Here is a 14,983-nt window from a genome sequence, read left to right on the forward strand (position 1 = left end):
GTCAACTGTGAAGAAAGGGCGAAGTATACAATCCACAGGGGATGGCATACAGCTCGGGACGCCTCGTTTTCAGCGGCGTCCCTTTCAGTGGGTCAGCTGACGACCCGGTAGGATGGCTGGTAGGCGCTGCCGTTGGGCAGTTTCATCCGCTGCTGTTCAACGAAGGCGGTCAATAACGCCTCGAGCGGCTGCATGATTTCCGGATCCCCGTGGATCTCGTAGGGACCGTATTCCTCGATCAGGCGAATACCTTTTTCCTTGACGTTGCCGGCAACGATGCCGGAGAACGCCCGGCGCAGGTTGGCCGCCAGTTCGTGGGGCGGGGTGCTACGGCGCAGCTCCAGACTGGCCATGTTCTCGTGGGTCGGATCGAAGGGCCGCTGGAAGCTTTCCTCGATTTTCAGCAGCCAGTTGAAATGGAAGGCATCGTTGCGCTCGCGGCGGAACCGCTCTACCTCCGCCAGCCCCTGCTTCATCTTGCGCGCCACCAGGATCGGATCTTCGATGATGATTTCGTAACGGGCCTGGGCGTCGGGGCCCAGGGTCGCGCCGACGAATTCGTGCAGCTGCTGCAGGTAGCCAGCCGATTCCTGCGGGCCGGTGAGGATCAGCGGGAAGGGCAGTTCGCTGTTGTCCGGATGCAGCAGGATGCCCAGCAGATAGAGGAATTCCTCCGCAGTGCCGACGCCGCCGGGGAAGATGATGATGCCATGGCCCACCCGGACGAAGGCTTCCAGGCGTTTCTCGATATCCGGCAGGATCACCAGCTCGTTGACGATGGGGTTGGGCGCTTCGGCGGCAATGATGCCCGGCTCGGTCAGCCCCAGGTAGCGGCCATCGGTTACGCGCTGCTTGGCATGGGCGATGGTGGCACCTTTCATCGGCCCCTTCATCACCCCCGGCCCACAGCCGGTACAGATGTTCAGATGGCGCAGCCCCAGCTCGTGGCCGACCTTCTTGGTGTATTTGTACTCTTCGATATTGATCGAGTGTCCGCCCCAGCAGACGACCATCTTCGGTTCCACGCCGGGGGTCAGGGTGCGGGCATTGCGCAGCAGGTGGAAGACGTAATCGGTAATACCGCTGGAGGTGGTCAGGTCCGCCCGCTGGTTACGCAGCTCGCTCTCGGTGTAGACGATGTCGCGCAGGGCGCTGAACAGCATTTCCCGGGTGCTGGTAATCATGTGCCCGTCGACGAAGGCGTCGGCCGGCGCATTGCGCAGCTCCAGCCGCACGCCGCGATCGAGCTGATGAATATGGACCTCGAAATCGGCATAGGCCTCGAGAATGGTCTTGGCATTGTCTACCCGTGCGCCGGTGTTGAGAATCGCCAGCGCGCACTGGCGAAACAGCTGATAGGTACTGTCCGAGCCGAACTGGGTGAGATTCTGGACTTCACGCTGGGACAGGATTTCCAGACTGCCCCGGGGGGTAACTGAAACATTGACGACGTGTCTTGGCATTATGGGTTCCGCATTGAAAGGGATGCACCATCTTACGCTACAGGGGCCGGGCCAATGCAAACCCCCTGTCGGGCCTTGGCTTTGCCGCCGCACCGGGCTATAAAACAGGAGCCGTCGCATGCCAGGAGCCCTGTATCTTGAATCTCCCACGCCAGGATGTCGTCCGTTGCCAATGGTGCTCCGCTGATCCGGTGTACCAGCGCTACCATGATCATGAGTGGGGCGTACCGGAATATGACGGCCAGCGGCTGTTCGAAAAGTTGCTGCTCGATGGGTTCCAGGCGGGGCTGTCCTGGATCACCATCCTGAAAAAGCGCGAGCGCTACCGGCAGCTCTACCGCGGCTTCGATATTCCCTTCATGGCGGCGCAGAGCGATGCCGATCTCCAGGCGCTGATGCTGGAGCCGGGCATCATCCGCAATCGCCTGAAGATCCAGGCCGCCCGGCAGAACGCCCGGGCCTGGCTGGCGCTGGCCGAGCAGACCGATCCGGCCGCCTGGCTCTGGCAATTTGTGGATGGCCAGCCGCGGATCAACCACTTTGCCAGCCATGCCGAGGTGCCGGCCATTACCGCCGAAGCCCAGGCCATGAGCAAGGCGCTGAAGAAGGTCGGCTTCAGCTTTGTCGGGCCGACCATCTGTTACGCATTCATGCAGGCGACCGGTATGGTTATGGACCATACTCAGGATTGTTTTCGCTACCCCGAACTGGGTGGCACCCCGATCAAACAACAATAATGATGGAGAACATCCATGCAACTGACCAAACGTCTGGGTTTGCTGGCCGCCGCGGCGGCATTGACGGTAACCACGGCGGCCTTTGCCGCACCGACCTATATCAACGTGCTGACCGGTGGCACCAGCGGGGTGTACTACCCGATCGGGGTCGCCATTTCCCAGTTGTACAACCAGATTGATGACGCGCGGCCGTCGGTCCAGGCGACCAAGGCCTCGGTGGAAAACCTCAACCTATTGCAGTCCGGGCGTGGCGAACTGGCCTTCGCCCTGGGCGATTCGGTGGCCGATGCCTGGAACGGTGTCGAAGACGCCGGCTTCAAGGCGCCGCTCAAGCGGTTGCGGGCCATCGCCGGGACCTACAACAACTACATCCAGGTGGTCGCCAGCGCGGAATCCGGTATCAAGACGCTGGAGGACCTGAAGGGCAAGCGCATCTCCGTGGGCGCGCCCAAATCCGGCACCGAACTCAACGCCCGGGCGATCTTCGCCGCGGCGGGGCTGAGCTACGAGGATATGCGCCGGGTCGAGTTCTTGCCCTACGCCGAGTCCGTCGAGCTGATCAAGAACCGTCAGCTGGACGCCACCCTGCAGTCCTCCGGCCTGGGGATGGCGGCCATTCGCGACCTGGCCAGTACCATGCCGGTGACCTTCGTCGCCATTCCTGCCGAGGTGGTGGAGAAGATCAACAACCCGGCGTATCAGCCCGGGGTGATTCCGGCCGGCACCTATGACGGCCAGACCGAGGACGTGCCCACGGTCGGCATCACCAATATCCTGGTGAGCCATGACAAGGTCGACGAGGAAGTCGCCTACCAGATGACTAAGCTGATCTTCGACAACCTGGGCGCACTGGGCAATGCCCATTCCGCCGCCAAGGCTATCAAGCTGGAAACCGCAGCGCAGAATCTGCCGATCCCGCTGCACCCGGGGGCCGAGCGTTTCTACCGGGAAGCGGGCGTCCTGGAGTAACGGCAGAAGGAGTAGCGCATGAGTGAATACCAGGGGCTCCAGGCGAGCCCCGCTGACTGGCCCCGGGCGCTGTTCTATACGGCGCTGCTGTTTTCCTGCTACCAGATCATTACCGCCGCCTTCCATCCGGTATCTACCCAGGTGCTGCGAGCCGGGCACGTGGGCTTTCTGCTGATGCTGGTGTACCTGAGCTACCCGGCGCGGGGCGCGGCGCGGCCCTGGCAACCATTGGCCTGGCTGCTGGCGCTGGCGGGTATGGCGACGTTTTTCTACCAGTGGTATTTCGAGGCGGACCTGATCCAGCGCTCGGGTGACCTGACCCCGCTGGATATGGTGGTAGGGCTGGTGCTCATCGCCCTGGTATTCGAGGCGGCCCGGCGGGTAATGGGTATCGCGCTGCCGATCATTTGCGGACTTTTCCTCGCCTACGGGTTGTTCGGCAATTACCTGCCTGGCGATCTGGCGCACCGGGGCTATGGCCTGGACCAGATCGTCAATCAGTTGTCCTTTGGCACCGAAGGGCTGTACGGCACGCCGACCTACGTATCGGCGACCTATATCTTCCTGTTCATCCTGTTTGGCTCTTTCCTGGAGCAGGCCGGGATGATTCGCTTGTTCACCGATTTTGCCATGGGGCTGTTCGGCCATCGGGCCGGGGGGCCAGCCAAGGTGTCGGTGGTGTCCTCGGCCTTGATGGGGACCATCACCGGCTCCGGGGTCGCCAACGTGGTGACCACCGGGCAGTTCACCATTCCGCTGATGAAGCGCTTCGGCTACCGCGCGGCCTTCGCCGGGGGCGTCGAGGCGACCTCCAGCATGGGCAGCCAGATCATGCCGCCAGTGATGGGCGCGGTCGCCTTCATCATGGCCGAGACCATCAATGTGCCCTATGTCGAGGTGGCCAAGGCGGCGCTGATCCCGGCGCTGCTGTATTTCGGCTCGGTATTCTGGATGGTGCACCTGGAAGCCCGGCGCTCGAAGCTCAACGGCTTGCCAAAGGAAGAGTGCCCCAGCGCCTGGGAGGCGGTGCGGCAGCGCTGGTTCCTGCTGATTCCGCTGGTCATCCTGGTCTGGCTGCTGTTTTCCGGACGAACGCCGATGTTCGCCGGCACCATCGGGCTGGCGCTGACGGCGATCGTGATTCTCGGCTCAGCGTTGATCCTGCGGCTGTCTTCCACCGCGCTGCGGGTCGCATTCTGGGTCGCCTTGGGGATTCTCTGTGCCGGTTTCTTCCAGCTGGGCATCGGGGTAATCTTTGGCGTCATCGCCGCGCTGGTGGCCGCCTGCTGGTTCGTCAAGGGCGGGCGCTACACCCTGCGGATCTGCCTGCACGCGCTGGTAGAAGGCGCGCGGCATGCGGTACCAGTGGGGATCGCCTGTGTCCTGGTAGGGGTGATCATCGGTATCGTTTCGCTGACCGGGGTAGCCTCGACCTTTGCCGGTTACATCCTGGCCATCGGCCAGGACAACCTGTTCCTGTCGCTGCTGCTGACCATGCTCACCTGCCTGGTATTGGGGATGGGTATCCCGACCATTCCCAACTACATCATCACCAGCTCCATCGCCGCACCGGCGCTGCTCGACCTGGGTGTGCCGCTGATCGTCTCGCACATGTTCGTGTTCTATTTCGGCATCATGGCCGACCTGACCCCGCCGGTGGCGCTGGCCTGCTTCGCCGCCGCGCCGATCGCCCGGGAAAATGGCCTAAGGATCAGCATGTGGGCCATCCGCATTGCGGTCGCCGGCTTCGTGGTGCCCTTCATGGCGGTCTATAGCCCGGCGTTGATGATGCAAGGGGGCGACTGGACGGCGGTGGTATACATGCTGGCCAAGGCCGCCTTCGCCATTGGTTTATGGGGTATCGTCTTTACCGGCTACTGTATGCGCCCGCTGGCCTGGTGGGAGAAGGCGCTGGGCTTTGCCGCCGGGGCGCTGATGATTCTCGCGCTGCCGATTACCGATGAACTGGGGTTTGCCCTGGGCCTGCTCTTTATTGCCCAGCATTGGTGGCGGGCGCGGCGGATAGCACGCCTGGCATGAATGCCCTATGCCTTGGTCTGGCCGGGGTGATCTGGGCACAGGTGCCGCTGACCGAGTTCACCCTGGCCTGGCAGCACAGTGTGGAGAAAATCCGCTGGGAGGAAGATTACCGGCTCAGCCCTGCCGGTCTGGTGCTGGATGCGGCCCGGGTCCGCGGTACCGGAGCCGGGATGGAGATCCCCGACGATGCAGCGCTGCGTGACGGCAGCTGGCATTACCGGCCGCAGCTGCCTGCGTTGCAGCCGCTGCGGCTCGGGCGCAGCGACGCGGCGGCCGCCGGGGATTACCAGCTGTGCAGTGCGGCGGGCTGCCACCCCCTGGCGCACTGGCTGGGCCCGCCGGATCCGCTGCGCCCGGTGGTGGAATTGTGGAGCTGCCCGCCGCCGGTGGGCTGATGCCCGCGCGCAGGCTACAATGCGTCTTTTGCAAACGCTGGAGTGTGGTGAGTGGAAAGGCTCAAGGGCGCAATCGTGGTGGGTTCTCTCAGGCTGTTCGCGCTATTGCCGTTCGGTGCAGCGCAGCGCATTGGCGCGGCGGTGGGCTGGTTGATGTGGAAGCTGCCCAACCGGTCCCGCGAAGTGGTGCGGATCAACTTCGCCCATTGCCTGCCGGAACTGTCACCGGCCGAGCGGGAACAGCTGGTCGGCGAGACCCTGATCAATATCGGCCGCAGCTTCGCGGAAAGCGCCTGCGCCTGGATGTGGAGCCCGCAGAAGACCGTCGCGCTGATCAAGGAAGTGGAGGGCGAACATCTGCTGGATGAGGCGCTGGCCGAAGGCAAGGGCCTGGTTGGTATCACCAGCCATCTGGGCAACTGGGAAGTGCTCAATCACTGGTACTGCCTTAAATGTTCGCCGATCATTTTCTACCGCCCGCCCAAACTGAAGGCGGTGGACGAGTTGCTGCAGCGCCAGCGTACCCAGCTGGGCAACAAGGTAGCGGCCTCGACCCGCGAAGGCATCATCAGCGTCATCCGCGAAGTGCGTCGCGGCGGTGCGGTAGGCATTCCCGCCGATCCGGAGCCGGCGCTGAAAAGCGGTCTGTTCGTGCCCTTCTTCGCTATCCAGGCGCTGACCAGCAAGTTCGTGCCCGGCCTGCTCAAGGGCGGTGCCGCCAATGGTGTCTTCCTGCACTGCGTGCGGCTGCCTGATCACAGCGGCTTCAAGGTCATCGTCGAGCGCGCCCCCGAGGCGCTGTACAGCGAGGATGAAGCCGAGGCGGTGGCCGCCATGAGCGCCTGCATCGAGAACTACGTTCGGCGCTGGCCCAGCCAGTACATGTGGAGCATGAAGCGGTTCAAGAAGCGCCCCGCGGGCGAGAAGAAGTGGTATTGAGCTACCCCTAGACAAGGACGGTAACCATGAGCAACCAACGGCAATATCCACGGACGATGATGAAATGCCGGATCACAATCACTCACCCCACCACTGGCGCGGTGACGGCCCAGACCCGGGACCTGTCCGATGGCGGCGTCTTCGTCGAGCATCCCGATCTGGCCGCCCTGGCCGTCGGGACGGAAGTCACCGGGCAGGTCCAGGGTATGCCGATCGAGGCGCCCATACTGCGCATGGTAATCCAGCGGGTGGTGCCGGGTGAGGGCGCCGGCCTGGCCTTCCTCGACGAGGCCTGATCAGCGCCGCCAGAACATCGGGGTCAGCAGCACCAGCAGGGTGAAGACTTCCAACCGGCCCAGCAGCATGGCGAAGCTGAGGATCCACTTGACCGTCGCGGTCATGTCACCGTAATGCGCCGCGACATCCCCCAGCCCTGGCCCGAGGTTGTTCATGCAGGCGGTCAGCGCGGAAAAGGCGGTAACAAAGTCCAGCCCGGTGCCCAGCAGCAGCAGGAACAGCAGGGCAAAGGTGAACACGTACACCGAGCAGAAGCCCCACACCGCCTCCACTACCCGATCGCCCACGGCCTTGCTGCCCAGCTTGACCGGGAAGACGCCGTTGGTATGCAGCAGGCGCTTGATTTCGCGCACCCCCTGCTTGAACACCAGCACCACCCGGATGACCTTCATACCGCCGCCGGTGGAGCCGGCGCAGGCACCGACGAAGCTGGCGTAGAGCAGCATGAAGGGCAGCACCGAGGGCCAGGAAGCGAAGTCGGTCACGGTGAAACCCGTGGTAGTGGCGATGGACACCGTCTGGAAGGCGGCGAAGCGCAGCGACGAGGCGATATCGTAATACTGGAAATAGATCAGCAATATGCTGCTGATGACGAACAATCCGAGCAGGATCAGCAGATAGGCGCGGCATTCCGGGTCCTGCCAGTAACTGCGTACCGAACGGAAGCGCCAGGCGGTGAAATGCAGGGCAAAGTTGACCCCAGAGAGGACCATGAACAGCAGGCAGATCAGCTCGATCGTCGGGCTGTCGTAATAGCCGATGCTGGCGTCATGGGTGGAGAAGCCGCCAATGGCCACGGTGGAGAAACTGTGGCCGATGGCATCGAATAGCGACATGCCGGCCAGCCAGTAGGCGAGCGCGCAGGCCAGGGTCAGGCCACTATAGATGAACCACAATACCTTGGCGGTTTCGGCGATGCGCGGGGTGAGCTTGTTTTCCTTCAGCGGGCCCGGCATTTCCGCCCGGTACAGCTGCATGCCGCCGACGCCCAGCAGCGGCAGTATCGCCACGGCCAGCACGATGATCCCCATGCCGCCGAACCATTGCAGCTGCTGACGGTAGAACAGCAGGGAGCGCGGCAGGGTATCGAGCCCGGTGATCACGGTGGCGCCGGTGGTCGTCAGCCCGGAGAAGGATTCGAACACCGCATCAGCGACGGTCAGGTCGGGGCGGTCCAGCAGATACAGCGGCACCGCCCCGAACAGCCCCAGTACCAGCCAGAACAGGACGGTAATCAGGTAGCCGTCACGGGTGCGCAGCTCGTTACGCCGCTTGCGCACCGGTAGCCACACCAGCAAGCCGACACACAGGGTAATGACAAAGCCGGTGAAGAAGGCGTCCCGGGCATGTTCGCCGTAGTGCACCCCGACGGCGAAGGCGGGGAGCATGCTGGTGGAGAACAGCATCAGCAGGATGCCGAGGATGCGCTGGATCTGGGAGTACTGCATGCGCGCGTTTTACCTGTGCCGGTGAAAGGTCAGAAAAAGGTCAGACCGAGCTGGAACAGTCGCTCGACGTCGCGAATGTGCTTCTTGTCGATGACGAACAGGATCACGTGGTCGTCGGACTCGATCACCATCGCATCATGGGCGATCAGCACCTGATCCTTGCGGACCACGGCGCCGATGGTGGTGCCCGGCGGTAACTTGATATCTCGGATGCTCTTGCCGACGACCTTGGATGAGCGCACATCGCCGTGGGCGACGATTTCGATGGCCTCGGCGGCGCCCCGGCGCAGCGAATGCACATTGACGATATCGCCTCGGCGTACATGGGTCAGCAGGGTGCCGAGGGTCGCTTGGGAGGGCGAGATGGCGATATCGATCTGCCCGCCCTGCACCAGATCCACATAGGCGGGGTTGTTGATCAGCGCCATTACCTTGCGCGCGCCGAGCCGCTTGGCCAGCATCGACGACATGATGTTGGCCTCGTCATCGTTGGTCACCGCGCAGAAGATATCCACTTCCTCGATATTCTCTTCCATCAGCAGCTCCCGGTCGGAGGCGCTGCCATAGAGCACCACCGCCTTCTCCAGGTTCTCTGACAGGTAGGCTGCGCGGGCGCGGTTGTTCTCGATGATCTTCACCCGGTACTGGGTTTCGATGGCTTCGGCCAGGCGCTCGCCGATATTGCCGCCGCCGGCGATCATGATGGTCTTGTGGTTTTTTTCGACCCGCCGCAACTCGCTCATCACCGCACGGATATCCTGGGAGGCGGCAATGAAGAAGACTTCGTCATCGGCTTCGATCAGGGTATCGCCCTGGGGCGTGATCGGGCGGTCGCGGCGGAAGATGGCGGCGACCCGGGTTGCAACATTGGGCATGTGCTGGCGCAGATAGCGCAGCTCCTGGCCGACCAGCGGCCCGCCATAGAAGGCCCGCACGGCCACCAACTGCACCTTGCCGCCGGCAAAATCCAGCACCTGCAGGGCGCCCGGATTCTGGATCAACCGCTTGATGTAGGTGGTGACCGCCTGCTCCGGGCTGATCAACACGTCGATCGGCACGGCCTCGTTCTGGAACAGCTCGCCGCGAATCAGGTACGCCGACTCGCGGATCCGGGCGATCTTGGTCGGCGTGCGGAACAGTGTATAGGCCACCTGGCAAGCGATCATGTTGGTCTCGTCGCTGCTGGTGACCGCAATCAGCATATCGGCGTCATCGGCGCCGGCCTGGCGCAATATCGTCGGCAGCGAGCCGCGGCCCTGTACCGTGCGGATATCCAGGCGATCACCCAGCGCCCGGAGGCGCACCGCGTCCACGTCCACCACGGTGATGTCGTTGGCCTCACTGGCCAGCTCGGCGGCCAGACTGCTGCCGACCTGCCCCGCACCGAGAATGATGATCTTCATGCCTGATCCCTGTTGGCAGGTGCCGTGGAATGGTTGGCGATTTTCAGCAGCTTGGCCAGATAGAAGCCGTCGTGGCCGTTCGGCTGGGGTAGCAGCTGGCGCCCGCTGGGCTGTTGCAACCCGAAACCGCCATTGATCGGCAGCTCCCGCGCGCCGGCTTGCCGGGCCAGGAAGGCTTCGATGACCTGAGTGTTTTCCTCGGGAAGCACCGAGCAGGTGGCGTAGACCAGGATGCCTCCAACTGCCAGGGTCTCCCAGAGGCGGTCGAGCAATTCACCTTGCAGGGCCGCCAGGGCGCTGATGTCGGCGGGCTGCCGGGTCAGCTTGATGTCCGGGTGACGCCGGATGACGCCGGTGGCCGAGCAGGGCGCATCCAGCAGGATGCGCTGGAAGGGGACGCCGTCCCACCATCCATCCAGGTCGCGGCCATCGGCGGCCTTGAGGGTGGCCACCAGGCCCAGCCGCTGGAGATTTTCCCGTACCCGTTCCAGCCGCGCCGGCTCTAGATCCAGCGCCACCAGTTCGGCCAGCGCGGGCTGCAGTTCGAGAATATGACAGGTCTTGCCGCCCGGGGCGCAGCAGGCATCCAGCACCCGCTGGCCCGGCTGCAGCTCGAGCAACGGCGCGGCGAGTTGCGCGGCCTCGTCCTGCACGCTTACTGCGCCGGCGGCAAAACCGGGCAGCTGCTGCACATCACAGGGCTGGGCCAGGGTCACGCCGTCGGCGCTGAAGGGGCAGGGGACCGCGGCAATATCGGCGTCCTGCAGCTGCTGCAGGTAGGCCCCGCGATCGGTCTGCCGGCGGTTGACCCGCAGGGTCATCGGCGGATGCAGGTTGTTGGCGGCGCAGAGCGCTTCCCAGTGTTCGGGCCAGACCTGCTTGAAGGTCTTCTGCAGCCAGCGCGGGTGCGACACGCGGATCACCGGATCATGCTCCAGCTCCGCCAGCAGGGCGGTTCCTTCGCGCTGGGTACGGCGCAGCACGGCATTGAGCATGCCTTTGGCCCAGGGTTTCTTCAGGCTGAGGGCCAACTGCACTGTCTCGCCAATGGCGGCGTGGGCCGGCACCCGGGTATACAGCAGCTGGTACAGGCCGATCAGCAGCAGGGCATGCACGTCGCGGTCGGCGGCCTTGAGCGGTTTTTGCAGCAGATGATTGGCCAGGCCGTCCAACCGCTGGAACCAGCGGGCGGTGCCCAGCGCCAGTTCCCGGGCCAGTGCCTGGTCCCGCGGGGTGACCTGCTTGAGCTGGGAGGGCAGGCTGCTGCCCAGCGAAGCCTTGCCGGCCATGACGGTCGCCAGGGCGTTGGCCGCAGCCAGCCGCGGACTCATTGACCGTTGGCCAGCAACTGGCCCGGGGCGAACTGGTCGCGGCGGGCATTATACAGGTCGGCAAAGGCCAACGGCTTGCCACCGGGCAATTGCAACCGGGTCAGGCGCAGCGCACCGTCGCCGCAGGCCACCAGCAGGCCCTGCTTGCTGCAGTCGAGAATCTCCCCGGGCTGGCCCTGGCCGGCTTCCGGCTGCGCCGCCCAGATTTTCAGCGGCTGTTCCTGCCAGCGGGCATGGGCCAGCGGCCAGGGATTGAAGGCACGGATCAGCCGGTCCAGCTCGGCGGCGGGGCGCGCCCAGTCGATCCGGGCATCGGTCTTGCCCAGCTTGTGCGCGTAGGTGGCCAGGGCGTCGTCCTGGACGTCCCCGACCAGCGTGCCGGCGGCCAGGCCGTCGATGGCCTGTAGTACTGCCGGTGGCCCCAGCTCGGCGAGACGATCATGCAGGCTGCCGCCGGTGTCATCGGCGCTGATGGGTGTCATTGTCTTGAGCAGCATGGGGCCGGTATCCAGCCCGGCTTCCATGCGCATCACGGTCACGCCGCTTTCGCTGTCCCCGGCCTCGATGGCCCGCTGGATAGGTGCGGCGCCGCGCCAGCGCGGCAGCAGCGAGGCATGACTGTTGATGCAGCCCAGGCGCGGGATGTCCAGCACCGCCTGGGGTAGGATCAGCCCGTAGGCCACCACCACCAGCAGATCCGGCTGCAGCGCGGCGAGCTGCGCCTGGGCTTCGGCATCCCGCAGCGAGACCGGCTGGTACACCGGCAGGTCGTGCTGCAGGGCCAGGTGCTTGACGGCGCTCATACTCAGCTTGTGCCCGCGTCCGGCGGGCCGGTCCGGCTGGCTGTAGACCGCCACGATATTCAGTCCGGCATCCAGCAGCGCCTGCAGATGCGCGGCGGCGAATTCCGGCGTGCCGGCAAAAACGATACGAAGTTCAGAGCTGTTCATGGGCTGCCTTGGGTCGGCGGGAGACCGACTGGTCGTCCGGGTAAAGAAAAGGCTTGCCGGAGCAAGCCTTCTGGCCTTCAGGCTCAGGCGTTGGCCTGGGCCTTGTGCAACTTCTCCAGCTTCTTGCGGATGCGGTCACGCTTGAGGTTGGACAGGTAGTCGACGAACAGCTTGCCGTTCAGGTGATCGCACTCGTGCTGGATGCAGACCGCCAGCAGACCTTCGCAGATAATGTCGAAGGCCTGGCCATCGCGGTCCAGCGCCTTGACGCGAACCCGCTCCGGGCGGGTGACGGTCTCGTAGAAGCCCGGCACCGAGAGGCAGCCTTCCTGCATCTCTTCCAGGTCTTCGGTCAGCGGTTCCAGTTCGGGGTTGATGAACACCCGCGGTTCGCTGCGGTCGTCCGACAGATCCATCACGATAACGCGCTCATGCACGTTGACCTGGGTGGCCGCCAATCCAATCCCTGGGGCGTCGTACATGGTGTCGAACATGTCGTCGACCAGTTGCCGGATACGATCATCGACAACCTCAACCGGCTTGGCGATGGTGCGCAGCCGGGGATCGGGAAATTCTAAAATATTTAATATGGCCATGTCGGTTTGTGATGCACGTTGTAGAACTGATTCATAAGGTGCTGCTAATATGCGAGCAGCTTGGAAGTATAGCTGGTTCACGTGCCGGAGAAGGCGCGGGACCTTTGGGTGCTGGCCTCTATAATAAAGGGATTCATGTCATGAGGAAAACATTACTCGGCCTGTTGCTGCTCTCGGTGAGCATTCTGGTGCAGGCGCAGGAGTCGGTGTTCAGGGAAAACCACCCGGAGCGTTATGAGGTCGTCAGAGGCGATACCCTGTGGGATATTGCCGGTCGGTTCCTCACCCTACCCTGGAAGTGGCCGGAAATCTGGCACGCCAATCCGCAGATCAACAACCCCCATCTCATCTACCCCGGCGATATCATCTCGCTGGTGTATGTCGATGGCCAGCCGCGGCTGACGGTCAATCGCGGCCAGGGTGGCACCATCCGCCTGTCGCCGACGGTGCGCTCCGCGCCTGTTGCCGAGGCCATCCCGACCATCCCGCTGGAGGCCATCAACGCCTTCCTCAACGCCGGTCGGATCATGGATGACCCCGAACAGCTGGAGGCCGCACCTTACATCATCGGCGGCGAAGCCGAAAGTGTGGTAGCGGGCGCCGGCAACCGGATTTATGCCCGCGGCGCCGTCGACGAGAGCATTCCCGCCTACGGCATCTATCGCCGCGGCAAGGCCTACACCGACCCCGACACCGGTGATTTCCTCGGTATCCACGCCCAGGAGATCGGCAATGGTGACGTCCTGGCGACCGAGCGGGACATCACCACTCTGATGGTTACCCGCAGCCGCCAGGAAGTGCGGGTCGGCGATCGCCTGCTGCAGAGCGAGGAGCGCGCGGTGTCCTCGACCTTCTTCCCGAGCGATCCGGAAGGCGTGGTGGAAGGCCTGATCCTCGATGTGCCCAACGGCGTCACCCAGATTGGCCAGTACGATGTGGTCATCCTCAACAAGGGCGCCCGGGACAACCTCAAGGAAGGCAACGTGCTGGCGATCTACAAGACCGGTGAGACGGTCCGCGATCGCGTATTGAACGAGCGCGTCCAGCTGCCCGACGAGCGCGCCGGCCTGCTGATGGTATTCCGCGTCTATGACCGCATGAGCTACGGCATCGTGCTCAATGCCCAGCGCCAGCTGGCGATCCTGGACAAGGTCCGCAATCCCTGATGATCAGCGGCGCCGCTTCCGGGCGGCGCCGTTGTGCAGTTCTCAGTCCTTCATTTTTTTGCCGAAGGCTGATCCATGCCACTCGATATCACCGATCCCCGCCACGCCTGGCTGACCCTGAGCCTGCTCGGGTTGAGCGCGACAGCGCGCCGTTCCCTGCTCGAGCAGCAGCTTGATCCCGCCCACATACTAGAAGCCGACGTGTTAACCCTCGGCCAGCTGGGCCTCAGTGGCCGGCTCCAGCACGCCATCTTGCAGTTCCAGCAGGGCGACCATGCCTTGACGGAGCGCGTCGAGCAGTGCCTGGAATGGGTACACCAGCCTGGCTGCCACCTGCTGACCCTCGACGATGCCGATTACCCGGCGCTGCTGCGTGAAATCAGCGATCCACCGCTGGTGCTGTTCGTCCGCGGCGAACCCGCGTTACTGGCCGACCCGCAACTGGCGATGGTCGGCACCCGTCACCCCGGCCCCCAGGGCGCCGCCACCGCCCGGGCCTTCGCCCGCGATCTGGCGGCCAGCGGCCTGGTAATCACCAGCGGCATGGCCCTGGGCATCGACGGCGCGGCCCATCAGGGCGCGCTGGATGCCGGCGGACAGACCATTGCCGTCTGGGGTACCGGCCTGGATAACTGCTACCCACGGCGCCATCGCCGGTTGGCCGAAATGATTCTCGACGGCGGTGGTGCGCTGGTCTCCGAGCAACCGCCGCCCACGGCCCCCCACGCCGGGCTGTTTCCCCAGCGCAATCGCATCATCAGTGGGCTGAGCCTGGGGACCCTGGTGGTCGAGGCCAGCCTCAACAGCGGCTCGTTGATTACTGCCCGGCTGGCCATGGAGCAGAACCGAGAAGTGTTTGCCATGCCGGGGTCGATCCATAATCCCCAGGCTCGCGGCTGCCATCGCCTGTTGCGCGACGGTGCGGCGCTGGTGGAGACCACCCAGGATATTCTGGCGGCGCTGCACCTGCCGCTGCGTGAGGCCCTGGCCACAGATCCGGCCACGGCGGTCGAGCAGGTCCGGCATCCGTTGTGGCGCTGGCTCGGACAGGATCCAGTCACCGCCGACTGGCTGGCCGTGCAGAGCAGCCTGCCGATCCACCAGGTGCTGCAGGGGTTGCTGGAGTTGGAACTGGACGGGCACGTGCAGCACACGCCCCAGGGGTATTCGCGCAGCCCGCCGCTGGCCGCCGCCCCCGGCTGACCCGCCGGGCGATCTTTCCTTGAGCCTGGCCGCTGGCTCGGCTAAT

Annotated in this window: 14 protein-coding genes; 8 read left to right on the forward strand and 6 right to left on the reverse strand. The window is 64.3% G+C overall.

The window, feature by feature from the left end:
- Positions 1-92 precede the first annotated feature (92 nt).
- Positions 93-1,463, reverse strand: coding sequence for a nucleotide 5'-monophosphate nucleosidase PpnN (gene ppnN, locus VG99_RS08400; protein WP_044499344.1), 1,371 nt, complete (start codon positions 1,461-1,463; stop codon positions 93-95).
- A 137-nt stretch (positions 1,464-1,600) separates the two neighbouring features.
- On the opposite strand from ppnN, the gene VG99_RS08405 reads away from it, so the two are divergent.
- Genes VG99_RS08405 through VG99_RS08430 form a run of 6 tightly spaced genes read left to right on the forward strand, consistent with a single transcriptional unit; the run spans position 1,601 to position 6,839 of the window.
- Positions 1,601-2,200, forward strand: coding sequence for a DNA-3-methyladenine glycosylase I (locus VG99_RS08405; RefSeq protein ID WP_044499345.1), 600 nt, complete (start codon positions 1,601-1,603; stop codon positions 2,198-2,200).
- A 15-nt stretch (positions 2,201-2,215) separates the two neighbouring features.
- Complete coding sequence (locus VG99_RS08410; protein WP_044499346.1) at positions 2,216-3,169, forward strand: TAXI family TRAP transporter solute-binding subunit; 954 nt, start codon at positions 2,216-2,218, stop codon at positions 3,167-3,169.
- 18 nt (positions 3,170-3,187) lie between these two features.
- Positions 3,188-5,209 (forward strand): TRAP transporter permease, encoded by a 2,022-nt coding sequence (locus VG99_RS08415; protein ID WP_044499347.1) that lies wholly within the window; start codon positions 3,188-3,190, stop codon positions 5,207-5,209.
- Positions 5,206-5,604: a DUF1850 domain-containing protein gene (locus VG99_RS08420; protein ID WP_044499348.1), complete on the forward strand. Its 399-nt coding sequence runs from the start codon at positions 5,206-5,208 to the stop codon at positions 5,602-5,604. The genes VG99_RS08415 and VG99_RS08420 overlap by 4 nt, the downstream gene beginning before the upstream one ends.
- A 51-nt stretch (positions 5,605-5,655) precedes the next feature.
- Complete coding sequence (locus tag VG99_RS08425; protein ID WP_044499349.1) at positions 5,656-6,543, forward strand: lysophospholipid acyltransferase; 888 nt, start codon at positions 5,656-5,658, stop codon at positions 6,541-6,543.
- Positions 6,544-6,569: 26 nt separating this feature from the next.
- Positions 6,570-6,839: a PilZ domain-containing protein gene (locus VG99_RS08430; protein WP_044499350.1), complete on the forward strand. Its 270-nt coding sequence runs from the start codon at positions 6,570-6,572 to the stop codon at positions 6,837-6,839.
- Here VG99_RS08430 and VG99_RS08435 read toward each other — a convergent pair whose 3' ends face one another.
- The 5 genes from VG99_RS08435 to def form a co-directional block, all read right to left on the reverse strand.
- Positions 6,840-8,288, reverse strand: a complete 1,449-nt coding sequence (locus tag VG99_RS08435; protein ID WP_044499351.1) for a TrkH family potassium uptake protein — start codon at positions 8,286-8,288, stop codon at positions 6,840-6,842.
- 29 nt (positions 8,289-8,317) lie between these two features.
- Positions 8,318-9,691 carry a Trk system potassium transporter TrkA gene (gene trkA, locus VG99_RS08440; RefSeq protein ID WP_044499352.1) on the reverse strand — a complete coding sequence of 458 codons (1,374 nt, stop codon included), beginning with the start codon at positions 9,689-9,691 and terminating at the stop codon, positions 8,318-8,320.
- Entirely contained in the window at positions 9,688-11,022 is a 1,335-nt protein-coding gene (rsmB, locus tag VG99_RS08445) for a 16S rRNA (cytosine(967)-C(5))-methyltransferase RsmB (RefSeq protein WP_044499353.1), read from the reverse strand. The genes trkA and rsmB overlap by 4 nt, the downstream gene beginning before the upstream one ends.
- The gene (gene fmt / locus VG99_RS08450; protein WP_044499354.1) at positions 11,019-11,972 is read right to left on the reverse strand and encodes a methionyl-tRNA formyltransferase; all 954 of its coding nucleotides are present in this window, start codon (positions 11,970-11,972) and stop codon (positions 11,019-11,021) included. Before fmt ends, rsmB begins: the two co-directional genes overlap by 4 nt.
- Before the next feature lie 83 nt (positions 11,973-12,055).
- On the reverse strand, positions 12,056-12,568 hold the full coding sequence (gene def / locus VG99_RS08455; RefSeq protein WP_044499355.1) for a peptide deformylase: 513 nt from the start codon (positions 12,566-12,568) through the stop codon (positions 12,056-12,058).
- Between the two features lie 140 nt (positions 12,569-12,708).
- On the opposite strand from def, the gene VG99_RS08460 reads away from it, so the two are divergent.
- Both VG99_RS08460 and dprA read left to right on the forward strand, forming a co-directional pair.
- Positions 12,709-13,734: a LysM peptidoglycan-binding domain-containing protein gene (locus tag VG99_RS08460; protein ID WP_044499357.1), complete on the forward strand. Its 1,026-nt coding sequence runs from the start codon at positions 12,709-12,711 to the stop codon at positions 13,732-13,734.
- Positions 13,735-13,809: 75 nt separating this feature from the next.
- Positions 13,810-14,937 (forward strand): DNA-processing protein DprA, encoded by a 1,128-nt coding sequence (gene dprA, locus VG99_RS08465; RefSeq protein WP_052508748.1) that lies wholly within the window; start codon positions 13,810-13,812, stop codon positions 14,935-14,937.
- Positions 14,938-14,983 lie beyond the last annotated feature (46 nt).

This window comes from Pseudomonas saudimassiliensis, from assembly GCF_000939975.1.
Taxonomy (GTDB): domain Bacteria; phylum Pseudomonadota; class Gammaproteobacteria; order Pseudomonadales; family Pseudomonadaceae; genus Halopseudomonas; species Halopseudomonas saudimassiliensis.

Bases quoted from the DNA above. Each gene is read 5' to 3' on its own strand.
- VG99_RS08435 (WP_044499351.1), bottom strand. From the start codon at position 8,288: ATGCAGTACTCCCAGATCCAGCGCATCCTCGGCATCCTGCTGATGCTG.
- VG99_RS08460 (WP_044499357.1), top strand. From the start codon at position 12,709: ATGAGGAAAACATTACTCGGCCTGTTGCTGCTCTCGGTGAGCATTCTG.
- rsmB (WP_044499353.1), bottom strand. From the start codon at position 11,022: ATGAGTCCGCGGCTGGCTGCGGCCAACGCCCTGGCGACCGTCATGGCC.
- VG99_RS08415 (WP_044499347.1), top strand. From the start codon at position 3,188: ATGAGTGAATACCAGGGGCTCCAGGCGAGCCCCGCTGACTGGCCCCGG.
- VG99_RS08430 (WP_044499350.1), top strand. From the start codon at position 6,570: ATGAGCAACCAACGGCAATATCCACGGACGATGATGAAATGCCGGATC.
- trkA (WP_044499352.1), bottom strand. From the start codon at position 9,691: ATGAAGATCATCATTCTCGGTGCGGGGCAGGTCGGCAGCAGTCTGGCC.
- dprA (WP_052508748.1), top strand. From the start codon at position 13,810: ATGCCACTCGATATCACCGATCCCCGCCACGCCTGGCTGACCCTGAGC.
- ppnN (WP_044499344.1), bottom strand. From the start codon at position 1,463: ATGCCAAGACACGTCGTCAATGTTTCAGTTACCCCCCGGGGCAGTCTG.
- VG99_RS08410 (WP_044499346.1), top strand. From the start codon at position 2,216: ATGCAACTGACCAAACGTCTGGGTTTGCTGGCCGCCGCGGCGGCATTG.
- VG99_RS08420 (WP_044499348.1), top strand. From the start codon at position 5,206: ATGAATGCCCTATGCCTTGGTCTGGCCGGGGTGATCTGGGCACAGGTG.
- fmt (WP_044499354.1), bottom strand. From the start codon at position 11,972: ATGAACAGCTCTGAACTTCGTATCGTTTTTGCCGGCACGCCGGAATTC.
- def (WP_044499355.1), bottom strand. From the start codon at position 12,568: ATGGCCATATTAAATATTTTAGAATTTCCCGATCCCCGGCTGCGCACC.